17 protein-coding genes are annotated in these 16856 nt (G+C 66.1%); 7 read left to right on the top strand and 10 right to left on the bottom strand.

The annotated features are described in order from the left end of the window. The first annotated feature begins 97 nt into the window (after positions 1–97). Positions 98–829: a TorF family putative porin gene (locus tag ACOOHP_RS15910; RefSeq protein WP_420467465.1), complete on the top strand. Its 732-nt coding sequence runs from the start codon at positions 98–100 to the stop codon at positions 827–829. Positions 830–911: 82 nt separating this feature from the next. Here ACOOHP_RS15910 and ACOOHP_RS15905 read toward each other — a convergent pair whose 3' ends face one another. The 3 genes from ACOOHP_RS15905 to ACOOHP_RS15895 are packed head-to-tail and all read right to left on the bottom strand — an operon-like array spanning position 912 to position 4001. After that, positions 912–2429, bottom strand: a complete 1518-nt coding sequence (locus ACOOHP_RS15905) for a YifB family Mg chelatase-like AAA ATPase (protein WP_420467464.1) — start codon at positions 2427–2429, stop codon at positions 912–914. 36 nt (positions 2430–2465) lie between these two features. Continuing rightward, a complete protein-coding gene (locus ACOOHP_RS15900; RefSeq protein ID WP_420467463.1) occupies positions 2466–2732 on the bottom strand; it encodes an accessory factor UbiK family protein in 267 nt (88 codons plus the stop codon). 12 nt (positions 2733–2744) lie between these two features. Beyond that, positions 2745–4001, bottom strand: coding sequence for a putative Na+/H+ antiporter (locus ACOOHP_RS15895; RefSeq protein ID WP_420467462.1), 1257 nt, complete (start codon positions 3999–4001; stop codon positions 2745–2747). Between the two features lie 177 nt (positions 4002–4178). Here ACOOHP_RS15895 and ACOOHP_RS15890 point away from each other — a divergent pair, with 177 nt between their 5' ends. From ACOOHP_RS15890 to ACOOHP_RS15865, 6 genes are all read left to right on the top strand, one after another. Then, positions 4179–5141, top strand: coding sequence for an ATP-binding cassette domain-containing protein (locus tag ACOOHP_RS15890; protein ID WP_420467461.1), 963 nt, complete (start codon positions 4179–4181; stop codon positions 5139–5141). After that, positions 5138–5881, top strand: a complete 744-nt coding sequence (locus tag ACOOHP_RS15885) for an ABC transporter permease (protein WP_420467460.1) — start codon at positions 5138–5140, stop codon at positions 5879–5881. The genes ACOOHP_RS15890 and ACOOHP_RS15885 overlap by 4 nt, the downstream gene beginning before the upstream one ends. Before the next feature lie 140 nt (positions 5882–6021). Next, entirely contained in the window at positions 6022–7440 is a 1419-nt protein-coding gene (locus tag ACOOHP_RS15880; RefSeq protein ID WP_420467459.1) for a GldG family protein, read from the top strand. A 12-nt stretch (positions 7441–7452) separates the two neighbouring features. Beyond that, a complete protein-coding gene (locus ACOOHP_RS15875) occupies positions 7453–8343 on the top strand; it encodes a DUF4340 domain-containing protein (RefSeq protein ID WP_420467458.1) in 891 nt (296 codons plus the stop codon). A 222-nt stretch (positions 8344–8565) separates the two neighbouring features. After that, positions 8566–8703: a hypothetical protein gene (locus ACOOHP_RS15870; protein WP_420467457.1), complete on the top strand. Its 138-nt coding sequence runs from the start codon at positions 8566–8568 to the stop codon at positions 8701–8703. Further along, positions 8700–9710: a PdxA family dehydrogenase gene (locus tag ACOOHP_RS15865; protein WP_420467456.1), complete on the top strand. Its 1011-nt coding sequence runs from the start codon at positions 8700–8702 to the stop codon at positions 9708–9710. Before ACOOHP_RS15870 ends, ACOOHP_RS15865 begins: the two co-directional genes overlap by 4 nt. Before the next feature lie 127 nt (positions 9711–9837). Here ACOOHP_RS15865 and ACOOHP_RS15860 read toward each other — a convergent pair whose 3' ends face one another. The 7 genes from ACOOHP_RS15860 to ACOOHP_RS15830 all read right to left on the bottom strand — a co-directional run bounded on the left by ACOOHP_RS15860 (position 9838) and on the right by ACOOHP_RS15830 (position 16749). After that, the gene (locus ACOOHP_RS15860) at positions 9838–10551 is read right to left on the bottom strand and encodes a glutathione S-transferase family protein (RefSeq protein WP_420467455.1); all 714 of its coding nucleotides are present in this window, start codon (positions 10549–10551) and stop codon (positions 9838–9840) included. 216 nt (positions 10552–10767) lie between these two features. Beyond that, on the bottom strand, positions 10768–11106 hold the full coding sequence (locus ACOOHP_RS15855; protein ID WP_420467454.1) for a Na+/H+ antiporter subunit G: 339 nt from the start codon (positions 11104–11106) through the stop codon (positions 10768–10770). Between the two features lie 10 nt (positions 11107–11116). Then, positions 11117–11386: a K+/H+ antiporter subunit F gene (locus ACOOHP_RS15850; RefSeq protein WP_420467453.1), complete on the bottom strand. Its 270-nt coding sequence runs from the start codon at positions 11384–11386 to the stop codon at positions 11117–11119. After that, positions 11383–11895 (bottom strand): Na+/H+ antiporter subunit E, encoded by a 513-nt coding sequence (locus tag ACOOHP_RS15845; protein ID WP_420467452.1) that lies wholly within the window; start codon positions 11893–11895, stop codon positions 11383–11385. The genes ACOOHP_RS15850 and ACOOHP_RS15845 overlap by 4 nt, the downstream gene beginning before the upstream one ends. Further along, positions 11892–13541, bottom strand: coding sequence for a monovalent cation/H+ antiporter subunit D (locus ACOOHP_RS15840; RefSeq protein WP_420467451.1), 1650 nt, complete (start codon positions 13539–13541; stop codon positions 11892–11894). Before ACOOHP_RS15840 ends, ACOOHP_RS15845 begins: the two co-directional genes overlap by 4 nt. Further along, complete coding sequence (locus ACOOHP_RS15835; protein ID WP_420468729.1) at positions 13538–13909, bottom strand: Na+/H+ antiporter subunit C; 372 nt, start codon at positions 13907–13909, stop codon at positions 13538–13540. Before ACOOHP_RS15835 ends, ACOOHP_RS15840 begins: the two co-directional genes overlap by 4 nt. Beyond that, complete coding sequence (locus ACOOHP_RS15830) at positions 13903–16749, bottom strand: monovalent cation/H+ antiporter subunit A (RefSeq protein WP_420467450.1); 2847 nt, start codon at positions 16747–16749, stop codon at positions 13903–13905. Before ACOOHP_RS15830 ends, ACOOHP_RS15835 begins: the two co-directional genes overlap by 7 nt. Positions 16750–16856 lie beyond the last annotated feature (107 nt).

The raw sequence follows: 16856 nt of genomic DNA, 5'->3' as shown, positions 1-16856 counted from the left end.
ACGGCACGGGCTTTGCTCTGACGCCACCGGGGCGGACGCCAAGCGGCGGCGCCCGCTTTGAGAAACATCACTATTTCCTCAGGAGAGGTTAAAAGCTATGAACTTCAAGCGTCTGATGGTCGGCTCTCTGATTGGCGCCGCCACCCTCACCAGTTCGGCCGCTTTCGCGGGCGGGTCCGGCAACGTGGGCGTAACCAGTGAGTATTTTTTTCGTGGGCTGGCGCAGAGCGGCGGCGCGGCGGTGAACGGCGGCCTCGATTACGCCAGCGACTCCGGCTTCTACGCCGGCACCTGGGCCTCCACCATCAACTTCGCATCAGCGGAAGGCAGCGGCGCTGAGGTCGACTTCTATGCCGGCTTCGGCGGTGAGGCGGGTTCCATCGCCTATGACCTCGGTGCCATCTACTACCTGTATTCGGAGGAAGAAGAAGCCGACGCCGATCCCGATCCGTCCAATAACACGTTCGAAGTCTACGGCTCTCTCGGGTTCGGCCCGCTCACCCTGGGCCTGGCCTACAGTCTGGCCGACTACTTCGCCCTGACGGATGAGGAAGTCATCTATTACTACGCGGACGCTTCCTTCCCGGTCGGCGAAAAAGTCAGCCTGGATCTGCACGTCGGCATGACTTCTTTCGATGACGATGTAGCGCTGAATCCCACCGGTGATCTGGGCGCGGATCCGACCATCGACGAATACGTCGACTACAGCGTGGGCCTGTCGGTGTCGCTGGAGAGCGGCTTCAGCCCTTCGTTTGCGCTGGTGGGCACCGATCTGGATGGCGACGATCTGCAGGCCGTGGTCAGCCTCGGCTACGGGTTCGACCTGTAAGTTTTTCGATTCGAGTCGCTTTACCTGAGAAAGGGGGCCACTGGCCCCCTTTCTTTATGCGTCCAGGCACAACGGGCCGGCGTCATCCCGAGCGATCCAGTTCGCGCAGGCGCAGCGCCTCGGCCAGATGCGGTGCCTGGATCTGCGCGGCGTCGGTCAGATCGGCAATGCTGCGCGCTACCTTGAGAATGCGGTGATAGCCGCGGGCGGACAGTCCCAGCCGCGACATCGCGGTCTGCAACAGTCCGCGGCCGGCGGTATCGATGCAGCAGTGGCGATCGATCTCGGCCACCGACAGCGCGGCGTTGGGCTTGCCGGCACGCGCCAGTTGCCGGTTGCGGGCGGCCTGCACCCGCAGGCGGACCTCGGCACTGCTTTCGGCACCGGTCCCGGAATGGGTCCGGGGCGCGGCCATCAGCGCTTCGTGATCCACCCGCGGGACGAACAGGTGCAGGTCGATGCGGTCCAGCAAGGGACCGGAAATCTTGCCGCGATAACGCGCCACCTGGTCCGGCGTACATCGGCATTTGCCCTGCGCATCGCCCAGGAAACCACAGGGACAGGGGTTCATCGCGGCGACGAGCTGGAAACGCGCCGGAAAATCGGCCTGCCGGGCCGCGCGCGACACCGTGATCTGGCCGCTTTCCAAGGGCTCGCGCAGGACTTCGAGCACGCTGCGGTCGAACTCCGGCAGCTCGTCGAGGAACAGCACGCCCAGGTGGGCCAGGGTGATCTCGCCGGGCCGCGGCAGGCTGCCGCCGCCCACCAGAGCCACACCGGACGCGGTGTGGTGCGGCGAGCGAAACGGGCGTCGGCCCCAGTTGGCGACGTCGAAGCCGCCCTGGCCGACCGAGGCGACGGCCGCCACCTCGATGGCCTCGGCCTCGTCCAGGGCCGGCATCAGGCCCGGCAGACGCGCGGCCAGCATGCTCTTGCCGGAGCCCGGCGGCCCCACCATCAGCAGCGAATGTCCCCCGGCAGCGGCGATTTCCAGCGCACGCTTGGCCTGATGCTGGCCGCGCACATCGGCCAGGTCGGCGGCCGCGTCGGCCAGGCGCGGCGGTTGTCCAGGTCCGATCGCCTCGAGCTGGCCGGCGTGCAACGCGGCGCACAGCTTGGCCAGATGCTCGGCGGGAATGACCTGCGCCTGAAGCGCGAGCGCGGCTTCGGCGGCATTGGCTTGCGGCAGCAGCAGGCGTCGGCCGCTCTGCGCAGCCTTGAGGGCGGCCGGCAGCGCGCCGCGCACGGGACGGATTTCGCCCGACAGCGACAGCTCGCCGAGCACTTCCAGGTTCTCCAGGGCGGCGGCCGGAATCTGCCCGGACGCGGCCAGGATGCCGAGCGCGATGGCCAGATCGAAGCGGCCGCCTTCCTTGGGCAGATCGGCCGGCGCCAGATTGCAGGTCATCCGGCGGTTGGGAAACTCGTACCCGCAGGTCTGCAGCGCGGCCTTGACGCGGTCCTTGGCTTCGCGCACCGCGGCCTCCGGCAGGCCCACGATGTTGAGGCCGGGCAGGCCGGGCGCCAGATGCACTTCCACTGTCACCAGTTCCGCGGCCAGACCGTTCTGGGTACGCGAGTGGACGGTGGCGAGGGACACGGCGGCGGGCTGAAAGTGACAGCGATCGACGCGGCGCTAGGCCTCTCGCCGTCCGCCTCCCGATACCTGCGCCTCAAGCGCTGCCACCCGTGCCTCCAGCGCCTTCAGGCGCTTCTGGGTGCGCGCCAGCACTTCGGACTGCACATCGAAGCGCTCGCGCGAGACCAGGTCCCAGCGTTCAAGATTGGCGCGCAGCACTGCGCGGAAGTTGTCTTCCAGCTCGGCGCGCAGGCCGCGCAGGCCTGGCGGCAGGATCGCGCTCAGGCGTTCGGCGAGTTCCTCGATGCGGCGAAAATCATTCATCGGTGGGACAAGTTACAGGAAGCGCAGCGCCAGGATGGCGACCAGCGTCGGCGGGATGGCGCCGGCCAGCAGGCCGAGCGGATTGATCGTTTCGTCTTCAAATCGCACTTTCAGAATCGAAAGGCCTGCGGGATTGGGTGCGTTGGCAATCACGGTCAGGCCGCCGCCGGTCACCGCGCCGGCGACCAGCATGTACTTGAACTCATCGCTCAGACCTTCGACCAGCGAGCCGAGATAAGTCAGCGCCGCATTGTCGGTGATGGCGGTCAGCGCAGTGGCGCCGAAGTAGACCGCGTCCGGACTCATCGAAAGCAGCAACGGTTTGAGCCACCACTGCTGCATGCCGCCCAGCACCACCAGCCCGGCCAGAAAGAACGCCACCAGCAATCCCTCGCGGATGATCAGCCGTCCGAAGTGCTCGCGGTAGGCCGTCGCCACCCCCATGAACAGCAGCAGAAAACCCATGAACAGCGCGGGGTGGTGCGAGAACATCACCACGCCGGCCAGCAACGCCGTGGCCGCAATCATCAGGGTGATCGGGATGCGCGACTGCTCGACGTCCTCGACCAGCGGCACCAGCGAGAACTGCCTGCGGAACACGAACGTCAACGCGGCCGCGTTGACGAATACCGCGATCGCCGCCTTCCAGCCAAACTGCGTGAGCATGAAATTGATGTCCCAGCCCCACTTGCCGGCCACCATCAGCACCGGCGGTGCGGCGAACGGGGTCAGCACGCCGCCGATCGAGATGTTGACGAACAGCACGCCGACGGTGGCGTAGCGCATCGTGTTCGACACCGTGTTGCTGTTGAAGCGGTCGCGCAACATCAGTGCGGCCAGGGTCATCGCTGCCGGCTCGGTGATGAAAGAGCCCAGCAGCGGCACCACCGCCAGGATGGTGAAGAACATCGCCGGCACCGGCGCCAGCGGCAGCAGGCGTGCGACGCCGCGCACCAGCGTCGTCGCCAGCTCCAGGATCGGCCGGCTGCCCGCCACGATCATGATGGCGAACACGAACATCGGCTCGGTGAAATTGCGCGAGTCGACATAGGAGATCGCGTTCTCCTTGCCGTCCAGCGCGAACAGGCAGACCACCAATACCATCGCCCAGAAACCGAATACGACCTCGACCTCGCCCAGCAGGTGAAAGATGCCCGCGTGCGTCGGATGTCGATGCGCCAGTCGCTCGAAGAATTTGGTCGAGAACGTATGGATCAGCGCCACGCCGAAGATCACGGCGGCCAGCGTCTGGATCAAGGTGGGCGACATCGGGCTCCCCGCGGTGGGTTATTGTGATGCGCAACATTAACCCGTCCGCCGCCCCACTACACCGCGGGCGCGGTCGCGCCCGGGCCGGCGCCTTGTCGGTCGCAGCCCGATCCGTACAATCGCTCGCCGCGGAACCCTCAGTCGTTCTCTGCGGTCAGTTGCGCGCCGTCCGAACCCATGACAATGCCCACCACGATGGACAGCCCGGAAATTCTCATCGAGGCCCGCGGCCTGACGCGGCGCTTCGGCCCCAACCTGGCAGTGGACCAGCTCGACCTGCGACTGCGCCAGGGCGAAATCCTTGGCCTGCTCGGCCCCAACGGCGCCGGCAAGTCCACCACCATGAAGATGCTCACCGGCAATCTCGCGCCCAGCGAAGGCGAGGTGCTGATCAAGGGCCAGTCGCTGCACCAGGCGCCGGTGCTGGCCAAGCGCCAGCTCGGCTATCTGCCCGAACAGCCGCCGGTGTACCCGGAGCTGACCGTCGACGAATATCTGCGCTACTGCGCGGGACTGCACGGCCTTGCTGCCGGCGCCCGCTCCGACGCCGTGGCCGCAGCCAAGCGCGATTGCGGGCTGGATGAGGTCGGTCGCCGCCTGATCGGCAATCTGTCCAAGGGTTACCAGCAGCGCGTGGGACTGGCGCAAGCCATCATCCACCGCCCGCCGGTGGTGATCCTGGACGAACCCACGGTGGGACTGGACCCGATTCAGATCCGCGAGATTCGCAGCCTGATCCGCGAGCTGGGTCAGCGCTACAGCGTGATTCTGTCCAGCCATATCCTTCCGGAAATCCAGGCGGTGTGCAGCCGCGTCATGATCATCGACCGCGGCCGCACGGTGTACGACGCCGCCATCGACGCGCAGGCGCGAAAGCAGACCCTGGTGCTGGGTCTGGCACGGCCGCCCGCGCTGGAGGAACTGGCCGCCATACCGGGCGTAGCCGCGGTCGAAGCGCTCGACGAGCAGCGTCTGCGGCTGAGCCTGGTACAGGACACCGACCCGCGCGAGGCCTTGGTCGCGCTGGCCGTACAGCAGGGTTGGGGGCTGCGCGAATTGCGCCTGGAAACCAAGACCCTGGAGGAGATCTTCGTGGAGCTGACCTCCGGCGACACCCAGCCCCTGCAGGAGGCCGCATGAAGAACGTGCTTGCCATCGCCGGTCACGAAACCCGACGCATCTTTGTTTCGCCGCTGGCCTGGGCGGTGCTCGGCATCAGCCAGTTGATCTTCGGCTACATCTTTGCCGGGGCGGTGATCCAGTACGTCAACAATTCCAATGTCGCGGACCAGTCCGTCGGCGTGTCGGATTACGTCGGCTCCGGCCTCTACGGCTCGGCCACCATCATCCTGCTGCTGATCCTGCCGCTGATGACGATGCGGCTGTTTTCCGAAGAACGTAAATCCGGAACCTTGACCCTGCTGTTCTCGGCACCGGTGACCCTGGTGGAGATCGTGCTCGGAAAATTTCTGGGCGTGATGGTGTTCGTCCTCAGCCTGATCGGCCTGCTGGCGCTGATGCCGGCCTCGCTGTTGCCGGTGGTGAATCTGGATCTCGGCCGCCTGGCCGCGGGCCTGCTGGGCCTGCTGCTGCTGACCATGGCCTTCGCGGCCTGCGGCCTGTTCATTTCCTCGCTGACGCGCGAACCCACCATCGCCGCGGTCGGCAGCTTTGCCGCGCTGCTGGTGATCTGGCTGCTGAAGATGCCGGCCAGCTACGACTCGGCCTGGGCACCGCTGTTCGACTACCTGTCGCTGATCAGTCATTACCAGGACCTGATCACCGGGCTGTTCGATTCTTCCGATGTCGTCTACTACCTGTTGTTCACCGCGCTGTTCCTGTGGCTGACCGTCTTGCGACTCGACATGGAGAGAAACTGATCCCTGTTCGTCATGCCCGCCAAGGCGTGCATCCGTTTTCGTCATGACGGAGCCTGCCGCCGGTATCCGATGCGCCGGTCCCGCCTTCGCGGGCATGACGGACTCCGAACCGTCTGTTGAAAGTTGAAACCCTGCCGCTAATGAAACAAAAGAACCAGAACCTCATCCAGCAGCTTGTCAGCGGCCTGCTGATCCTGGCCGTGATCGTCATGCTCGGCTGGCTGTCGGTGCGCTACAACGTCAAGCAGGACTGGACCTACAACAAGCGCAACACCATTTCCGAGTCCAGCCGGCTGCAGCTCGCCTCGATGAGCGACCCTTTGCGCATGGTGGCGTTCGCCTATCCCGGCTCACCCGAGCGCGCGACCGTGCAGTATTTCTTCGACCAGTACAGCCGCTTCAAGAAAGATGCGGAACTGCTGTTCGTGGACCCCAGCAGCGAGCCGCAGAAGGTCAAGGACTACAACATCTCGTTTGCCGGCGAGGTGGTACTGGAATACCAGGGGCGGCGCGAAAGCCTGCGCACGTTGTCAGAGCAGAGCATCACCACCGCCCTGCAGCGCCTGAGCTACTCCGGCGAGCAGTGGGTGGTGTTCCTGGAAGGTCATGGCGAGCGTTCGGTCGCCGGCAGCGAAGACCAGAACGACTACAACCTGTTCGCTCAGGTGCTGCAGGAAAAGGGTCTCAAGGTGCAGCCGATCAACCTGGCCCGCACGCCAAGTCTTCCCGACAACACCTCGGTGCTGGTGGTGGCCAGTCCGCGCAGCGCGCTGCTGCCCGGGGAGGTCACGCTGATCGACAATTTCGTCAAAGGCGGGGGCAACCTGCTGTGGCTGGCCGACCCCGACCACGAACCCGGTCTGACGGCGGTGGCCGAAACCCTGGGCATCGAGTGGCAGAGCGGATACGCCGTGTTCCCCGAATACGAGTTGCTGGGCACCGGCCATCCGGGCATCTTCGTGGCCCTGGATTACCCTGCCGGACCGGTGACCCGCGGCCTGTCCGAAGTCACCCTGTTCCCGCTGGTGCGCTCGCTCACCGCCAAACCGGACAGCGGCTGGACTGCACAACCGATGCTGCAGTCCAGCGAAGCAGCCTGGCTGGAGGTATCGCCCATGGACGGCAGCTCGGTGGTCTTCGACCCCGAGGGTGGCGACATTCCGGGCCCGCTCGACATCGGCATGACCCTGACCCGCGAACTGCCTGAAGTGGACCCAGAGTCCGAAGAAGAGGCGTCCGAGCAGAAAGACACGGACACCGCCGACGAAGAAGCCCCGGCGAAGACGCGCACGCAGCGCGTGGCCCTGATCGGCGACGCCGACTTCCTGTCGGACGCATCGCTCGGACAGCTCGGCAATCAGCAATTGGGGTTGAATCTGGTGCAATGGCTGGCCAGCCGCGACGCGCAGATCAACATCGACGTTCCCAAGGCGCCGGATACCCATCTGTTCCTGCCGACCTGGGCCACCTACCTCATCGGCATCGGCTTCGTGATCGTGTTGCCGCTGCTGCTGATCGGCACCGGCATCGCGCGCTGGGTTATCCGGCGTCGGCGCTAAGGGAACACTGCCATGAATCGCAGCTATCTCAATCTGGGTCTGGCCGTCGTCGTTGCCGGCCTGGGCGTCGCGGTGTGGTTGAGCCAGAAGCAGGAAGACCAGGGCCCCGCACTGACCGCGCTCAAGCAGGATGCGATCACCAACATCGTCATCGAACACCCGGCCGAACCGACCATCCGCCTGGAAAAATACGACGGACAATGGCGGCTGACCGAGCCGGTGCAGGCCTCCGCCGACAGCCTGGAAGTCGGCGGCATCCTGTCGCTGGCAGAGCTGGAAGTGAAGAAGCAGTTCGACGCGGGGGTTGATCTCAAGCAACTCGAACTCGACCCGCCGCGTTACCGCGTGACCCTGGACGACGTGCGCATCGACATCGGCGGAACCGAGCCCATCCAGTACCGCCGTTACGTTTCTTCGGGCGAAGCGATCGGCGTGGTCGACGATCCGCCCAGCGCCGCGCTGGACGCCGACTTCTCCGACCTGATCTCGAAATCGGTGGTGCCGGAAGAAGGTGAACTGCAGAAGATCGAACTGCCGGGCCTGCTCCTGGAGAAAAGCGCGGAAGGCGCCTGGACCAGTCCCCAGCAAGGCGAGGCCACCGCGGCTCAGCTCGCGCAACTGGTGGAGTCCTGGAAGAACGCGCGCGCCATGTGGAATGCGGCCGAACCACTGGAAGGATCCAGCGGGGATACGGTCAAGCTCACCCTGGTCGACGGCAGCGTGATCGACCTGATCGTCCACGCACGCGATCCGCAACTGGTGCTGGCCAGACCCGAGCTGAGAGTGCGCTACACCTTGTCCAAGGCGCTCGTTCAGGAACTGTTCGAGCTGCCCCCGCCTACGGCCGACATCGATGCCGATGCCGCGCCAGCCGACGAGCCCGCGACCGAAGCCGTCGAGTAGCCGGTACGGGCTGTCGCGCAGGCCTCGGCGGGCTGCCGCCGATCGCTGAGTGCTTGCTCCGCCCGATCCATCAGAACAATCCGCCTGGCGTAGGGCCGATACGGGGCGCTCCTGACGTGCGAGCCCCGCGGGCCCAGCGATGCGCCCGTGCCAGGCCGGAGCCGGCGTGCTGCAGGGGTATCATTGCCTCAAGGGTTTCAGTTCCGATCGCAGGCAAAGGCCATGGACGCGGACGTGCGGCAATGCGCGCTGCGTTGGGGCCATGAGAGGCCGGAGTCCGAGGAGAAGATCATGTCAGATGACCTGGGCTGCCGACTCGCGCTCACCGCGCAGATGTCCGGCACCTTTCGCAACCTATGAACGCCGACTCCGACCACCGCGTCGCGCACCGCCCGACCATCGGCGTGGTCCCCGGCGACCCGAACGGCATCGGGCATGAAATCCTGGTCAAGACCTGGGCCAGCGGCGCTCTGCATCCGCATTGCCGGCCGCTCGTCGTGGGCGACGCGGACCTCGTCGAGCACACCGTACGGTTGCTTGGCGCGTCGCTGTCGGTCCGGCGCGTCGCGGACATCGAGCACCTGCCGGGGGACTGCGGCGACGACGCATCGACCATCGACGTGCTGGTGTCGGATGCCTTTCCCGTGGCGGCGATGCGCCTGGGCCAGGACACCCGCGACGCCGGCGCCGTCAGCGGTGCCTGGCTGGATCATGCCGACCGTCTCGCGCAACGCCGGATTCTGGATGGTGCCGTGATGGGTCCGATCAGTGCCAAGGCGATGGACATGGCCGGCACGCTGCACGCGATCCCGAGTCACAAACCGGGGCAGGAGGCCTATCTGCTGCTGCGATCCGGCCCCCTGGTGGTCGCGCACCTGACCGATCATGTTCCGCTGCGCGACGTGTCGGCTGCCATCACCCAGGACGCGGTACTGCGTCTGGTCACGCAACTCGCGCGCGCGATGACCCAGTGGGGGCTCGGCGGCGGGCGTATCGGCGTGGCGGGTTTCAACCCGCACGCAAGCGGCGTCGAGGAGCAGCAGCACATCGCACCGGCGATCGAGAGGGCGCGCGCGCAGGGCATCAATGTCGAAGGACCGGTCAGCCCGGATTCCATCTTCCGCCAGTGCATCGAGGGCCGCTATCAGGCGGTCATCGCCACGTATCACGACCAAGGCCACATCGCGATCAAGACCTGGGGCTTCTCCGGCAACAACGTCGTCTTCCTGGGACCGCCGTATGCGTACACCACGGTGGCCCACGGCGTGGCCTACGACCTCGCCGGCAGCGGGCGCGCCGATCACAGCATGCTGCAGAACGCGATTCTCAACGCGGCCTCGCTGGCGGCTGGCCGCGGATTTCACTAGCCCGGATGTGTCCGGTGTCGAGTTGGGCGACGACCCGCGCGAGGAACGTCTGGCGCAGGTTGCGGATCGACAACAGGACGCGCACGGCTGCGCAAACATTGCCTGCAAGGGGGATAAGGCAGACGCCTCAGATCCCGAACTGCTCCTTCATGCGCTTCATGTAGGCGACGAGCTTGGGCTTGCCGGCAGCGTAATGCTTGGTGTCGAACGAGAACGGCGGATCGATGGTGTGGCGCAGAATCGAGAGCACCGAAGCGTCGATCCAGCGCGGCTGGTCGCCCATGAAAAAGGGCTGGTCGCCGAGCTGATCGCTGAGCGCGTCGATATCGGCACGGGCGCGCGCGAAGAGCACCGCTTGCGGCATCCGCGTCCAGCCGCCATTGAGATAACCCTTGAGCACGCGCGCGCGCCAAGCTGCGCCGAAGGCGAGGATTTCCGGTGAGGGGTTGTCGGTTGAGGCAATCAGGCACAGGTAGCGATGCCAGTCACCGTCGTCGCAATAGCGCGGCAGAACGACGGTGATCCAGTACAGGTGCTCGTCGATGAGACGGTTGAAGGCCAGCATCTGCGCTTCTTCGCGCGGCGTGACGCCATTGCCCAGCGCATCGCCGTACTTGCGGCGCAGGTGCGCGAGGATCAGCATCGAGTCGGCGATGCGTTCGCCGTCGTCGTCCAGGAACGGCACCTTGCCATTGGGACTGTCGCGATCGAGTTGCGACAAATCGGTCGGGACAAATTCGTACGGGATCCCGGCCAGGGTCAGGTAGTAGGCAACCTTGGTGACCATCGGACCAAGGCAGGGCACGGTCCAGCCGGGAACACTGCCGTAGAGTCTGACCATGGCTGCCTCCTGCATGCGCGATATCGATCGCAAATGCAGCTTGGCCCCGGCGTTGTCGTGCCGCAAGCCGGCAGTGTCCTTACAAGCAGACCGGCACTGCCACTACGCCCGAACGGCGGATAAGTGAGGCGCCACCGGCGCGCGCAGCAGGCGGGAATTGCGACCGGTTATCGCCCTGTCTTCAGTCGCGCCATCCGGGCTGCCGACCTTACGCCTTCAATCCAGCGGAATATCGTCCGGCAGCTTGGCGCGCGTCGGCACCCGCAGGTGCAGCGCAGCCTTGGCCATCAGATTGGCCGACACCGGCGCGGTGAGAAACAGGAACAGCGCGATCAGCAGCTCGTGCACGCCAAAGTGCCCGCCGGCCCAGCTCAGGCCCATACTGGCCAGCAGCACGCCGCCCACACCGAGCGTGGTGGCTTTGGTCGGCGCGTGCAGGCGCATGTAGAAGTCGCCAAAGCGGACCATGCCGACGGCGCCGATCAATACGAACAGTCCTCCAATCACCAGCAACGCGGAGATCAGGAGTTCCAATGGCAGGGACAGTTCGGTCATGCCGGTCTCCTTATTCGATGACGTCGCCGCGACTCAGATAACGCGCCAGCGCGACGGTGGACACGAAACCCAGCATCGCCACGATCAGCGCAGCTTCGAACAGCAGCGAGGTGCGCCAGAGAATCCCGAGCAGGATCACCAGGGCGACGACATTGATGTACAGCGTGTCCAGCGCCAGCAGGCGGTCGGGGGTTTCCGGTCCGCGCAGCAGACGCCACCCGCACAGCAGCAGCGACAGGGTGACGGCGGCGAGTGCGAAGTTGAGGGCGATTTCGATCATCCGAGGATCTCCTTCAGCGGCGCTTCGTAGCGCTGCTTGATCTGCATTGCCATCTCCTCGGGGTCGCTGCAATCCAGCGCGTGCACCAGAATTTCGCGGCGCTCCTCGTCGACGATGCAGGACACCGTGCCCGGCGTGGTGGTGATGATGGTGGCCAGCAGCACGATGGCGTTGGGGTGCTGCACGTCCAGCGGCACCCGTACCCAGGCCGGCTGCGGCCTGGCACCCGGCGAGAGCACCAGGCGCGCCACGGTGAGGTTGGACAGCAGGATGTCCCACAGCACGATGAAGAAGAAGCGTAAGGCCACCTTGGCCGAGCGCGGCCGCGCGCCGTCGCCGATGAACCCGTGCACCATGCGCGGCACCACCACTCCGAGAACGGCCGCGGCCAGGAGCTGCGGCACCGCCACGCTTTCCTGCAGCAACAGCCAGCTTGCGGCCAGCATCAGCGACAGCACCGGATGCGCCAGCCAGGCGCTGCGCGACGATCCCTTGGCCGCCGATTTCATTGCGGGTGCTCCTCGGTGAACGGGATGGAAGTTTGGTCCTCGGGCGCCAGCCGATACGGTCGTGCGGTGTCGGCGTGCATGCCGCCCTGATCGCCGAGCACGGCGCGTGCGTAAGCCGGCCGGTCCAGCAACTGTTGCGCGGTGGCCGCGGTGTAACGCATCAGCGGCGCGGCAAAGATACTCATCGCCACCGCCGCGCCCAGTAACGACAGTGCAGCGGTGACCAGCTTGGGGCTGGCACCCGAATCACCGCAGGGCGGCAGGTCGTGACGCACATGCCAGAACAGCACGTTGCCGGCGCGCGCCAGGCCGAGCATGGCCAGAAAGCCCACCAGCAGCACCACGGTCCACACCGCGGTCTGCCATCCGTGCATGCTCGATGCCTCCAGCAGCATCAGCTTGCCGAGAAAGCCCGGCAGCGGCGGCAGGCCGGCTGCCGACGCCGCAGCCAGCAACAACATCAATCCCAGCAAGGCCGGCTGCGCCACTGGCGAGGCCGGTTCAAGCAGATCGGCGGCATCGCCGCGCTGTGCCGCCACCAGCTCGGAGAGCAGGAACAGGCCGGCAATCACCAGGGTGCTCTGCACCATGTAGTAGAGCCCGGCCGACCAGGCGGCTTCCGTATACAGGCCCAGCGCGATCATCACGGTGCCGACCGAGGACACGGTGAGCCAGGCTACCAGCCTGGGCAGGGTCTTGGCCGCCAGCGCGCCGAACACACCGATCAGGCTGGTCATCAAGGCCAGCGGCAACAGCCAGGGTTGCGCGGTGAACGCCGAGGCCCCGGCGTCGGCGCCGAAGATGACGCCGTTGACGCGCAGGATCGAATACACGCCGACCTTGGTCATGATGGCGAACAAGGCCGCCACCGGCGCACAGGCCGCGGCGTAGGTCGCCGGCAGCCACATCGACAGCGGCACCAGCGCGGCCTTGAATCCGAACACCACCAGCAGGATCAGGCTGGCCGCTTGCAGCACGGCGGCTTCCGGCCCTTCGATCATCGGCACGCGCAGCGCCAGATCCGCCATGTTGAGGGTGCCGGTCAGCGCGTAGATCAAGGCCACGCCGATCAGGAACAACGCCGAGGCAGCGAGGTTGAGCACCACGTAATGCATCCCCACGCGGTAGCGCTCGCGACCCTGGCCGTGCGCCAGCAACACGTAGGACGCGATCAGCAGGACCTCGAAGAACACGAACAGATTGAACAGATCGCCGGTCACGAAGGCGCCGCTCAGGCCCATCAGCTGGAACTGGAACAGTGCATGAAAATAGCGCCCGTGTGCGTCCCAGCCGCCGGTGGCGTACCACAACACCGGCAAGGCGACGGTGGAGGTCAGCACCAACATCAGCGCCGCGAGCCGGTCGATCACCAACACGATGCCGAACGGCGCCGGCCAGTCTCCCATGCGGTACACGGTCAGTTCGCCGCCATTGGCCTGCACCGCGAGTTCGATTGCGATCATCAGGCCCAGCGCGGTCGACAGCAGCGCGATGCTGCGCGCCAGCAGCAGCTTGCGCCGGCTGTGGTCGCTGCCGCGCTCATCGCCGCCGTGATCGCCGATCAGCAGCAACAGCACCGCAGTCAGGGCCGGCACCATCACTGCCATGGCGGGCAGGTGCGAACCGAACAGTAGCGCCGGGTTCATCGCGGCTCTCCGTTCGACCCGGCCGGCGCCGACGCGGCGTCCGGCTCACCGTCGACATGATCGGTGCCGGACTCGTGGTAGCTGCGCAAGGCCAGTTCGATGACGAATCCGGTGGTCGCAAAGCCGATCACGATGGCGGTCAGCACCAGTGCCTGCGGCAGCGGATCGGCCACATTGGGGCCGTCGGTGAGGATGGGCGGCACCGCGCTCCACAGCCGCCCCATGGTGAAGATGAAGACGTTCACCGCGTAGCCGATCAGGGTCAGGCCCAGCACCACCGGATAGGTGCGGCCGCGCAGCAGCAGATAGATGCCGCAGAAGGTCACCCAGCCAATGCCGGTGGCGACCAGAAACTCCATGCTCATGATGGCCCCCGCTCGCTGGCGAACGAGGGCTTGCCGCGCTCCTGGCTGGCCGAGCTCAATACCGACAGCATCAGCATGGTGGCGCCGACCACGGTCACATAAACGCCCAGGTCGAACAGTGCCGCGGTGGCCAGGGGCAACTCGCCGAGGATCGGCACGATCGGATGTCCGTAGGCGCTGGTGAGGAAGGGATGACCGAAAGCGAAAGCGCCGACGCCAGTGAGTGCCGCGATGCCCAGCCCCAGCCCGACCCAGGATGCATAGCGCGACCCGCCGAGCGCTCGGATCACTGCCCCCGCACGCTCCTGGCCCAGCGCCATGTATTGCAGCACCAGCGCCGAAGCGGTGATCAGCCCGGCGATGAACCCGCCGCCCGGCAGATTGTGTCCACGCCAGAAGATATACAGCGACACCGCCAGCGCCAGCGGCAGCACCATCCGCGCCACCATGCGCAGCATCAGCGGCTCGCGGCTGAAGCTCCACGGGCGGCCCTGGCCGTCGGCAGTGGGGCGACGCACGCGCATGCCGTCGAGCAGTGCCAACACACCGATTGCGGCGATGCCCAGCACGGTGATCTCACCGAAGGTGTCATAGCCGCGGAAGTCCACCAGGATCACGTTGACCGCGTTGGTGCCACCGCCGAGCGGCTTCGAGTTCTCCAGGAAATACCAGGAGATCGAGTTGTGGTCGCGCGTCAGCATCAGCCAGGTCAGCCAAGCGATGCCGCCGCCGCCCGCCGCCGCAAGGATCAGGTCACGACCCCGCCGCAGCGCGCTGGATTCGCGCGGGCTAGTCTGCGGCAACAGCGCCAGTCCCATCAGCAGCAGCACGGTGGACACCACCTCCACCGACAACTGTGTCAACGCCAGATCCGGCGCCGAGAACGACACAAACGTAAACGCGGTGATCAGGCCGATCACGCCGGTCAGCACCACCGCGCGGAAACGGTCGTGGTGGCTCAGCACCATCGCGCCGCCCGCCAGCAGCAGCAACCCCCATACCGCCAGCGCCAATGGCGAGGCCGGCAACAGTTCGCGGGTTCCGGCTGCCAGGCCCGGGCCCTGCAACAGCGGCCAGGCGCCGACCACCGCGGCGGCGCCCACCATCAACGCCGCATAGCGCTGCAGAGAGCCGTTCTCCAGTAACCCGGTGAGGCGGCCGGCGAACCTGAAAAGCCCGTTCATGCTGTGCAGAAAAATCGCATGGCCGGTCCAGCCGCGCGGCGTGTGGCGGTGCAGTTCGAAGATGCGTTGCAGCATGAAATACATGGCGACGCCGCCGGCCAGCGCCACCGCGCTCATCAGCAGCGGCAGGTTGAAGCCGTGCCAGATGGCGAGGTGATATTCCGGCGGTTCGGCGCCGAGTACCGCAGTTGCGGCCACGTGTACCAGCGGCCCGAAGGTGAGCGCCGGAAAGATGCCGACCACGATGCAGATCACCACCAGCAGCGCGACCGGCGCTTTCATGAACAGCGGCGGCTCGTGCGGATGCGGCTTGGGGAGGTCCTTGGGCTCGCCGTTGAAGAACACGTCGTGGATGAAGCGCAGCGAGTACGCCACCGAGAAGATGCCACCGAGTGTCGCCGCCACCGGCAACAGCACGCCCCAGGCAAAGTTAGCTTGGCCGGTGACCGCTTCGGTGAAGAACATCTCCTTGGACAGAAATCCGTTCGCCAGCGGGATGCCGGCCATGGACGCCGCGGCGATCATCGCCAGGGTGGCGGTCCACGGCATGTATTTCATCAAGCCGGCGAGCTTGCGCATGTCGCGCGTGCCGGTCTCGTGATCGATGATGCCCGCGGTCATGAACAGCGAGCACTTGAACGTGGCGTGATTGAGGATGTGGAACACCGCGGCCACCGTGGACAGCGGCGTGGCCAGGCCGATCAGAAAGGTGATCAGACCCAGGTGGCTGATCGTCGAATACGCCAGCAGGCCCTTGGTGTCGTGCTTGAACACGGCGGCGTAGGCGCCGAACACCATCGTCGCCATGCCGAAGCTGGCCACGATCATCTCGAACGTTCCATTGCCACCGAGCACCGGATAGAGGCGCGCCAGCATGAAGATGCCGGCCTTGACCATCGTCGCCGAATGCAGATAAGCCGACACCGGCGTCGGCGCTGCCATCGCCTCTGGCAACCAGAAGTGGAAGGGCACCTGCGCGCTCTTGGTGAAGCAGCCCACCAGAATCAGACCCAGGGTAACCGGATACAGCGGATGCGCCTGGATCTCTGCGCCGCGGCCGAGCATGCCGGACAGATCGTAGGTGCCGGCGATCTGTCCCAGCAGGATCACGCCGGCCAGCATCACCAGGCCACCGCCGCCAGTGATCGCCAGCGCCATGCGCGCGCCGGCGCGGGCACTAGGCTTGTGCCCCCAGTAGCCGACCAGCAGGAACGAGGACAGGCTGGTCAGCTCCCAGAACACCACGAGCAGCAGCAAGTTGTCCGACAGCACGATGCCGAGCATCGCCGCCATGAACAGCATCAGCAGGCTGTAGAACTTGCCGGCGGGATCTTCGCTGTGCAGGTAGTAGGCCGCGTAGAGAATGATCAGCAGGCCGATCGACAGGATCAGCCCGGCGAACATCAGCGCCAGGCCATCCAGCCGAAAGTTGGCGTTGAGCCCCAGCGCCGGCACCCAGTCTGCGCCGGCCAGAACCGTGTGCCCGTCGAAGACCATCGGCGCCTGGCCGAGCAGCAGAGCCAGCGCCGACGCGGTGACCGCGGCGGCCAGCCACGCCGTCAGGCTGCGGCGGCGCGGCGTGTTGCTGCGTCCGGCCCAGAAGCACAGGCCGGTACCCAGCACCAGCGGCAACAACACGATCAGGGCGAGAACGTTCATGCGCGTGTGGAATCGGGCCGGGCGACCGTCTCAAACGGCAGCGTCAAGACCATGCCCGGGAAGTCCAGTCTGCCGGCGGTCGAAACTGTTGCATGAGGCCATTCTTG

The organism is Panacagrimonas sp., assembly GCF_965216805.1.
In the GTDB taxonomy this organism is placed as follows: Bacteria; Pseudomonadota; Gammaproteobacteria; order Nevskiales; family Nevskiaceae; genus Panacagrimonas.
Note: the sequence above shows the minus strand (reverse complement) of the source record. Positions and strands in the feature narration are given on the sequence as shown.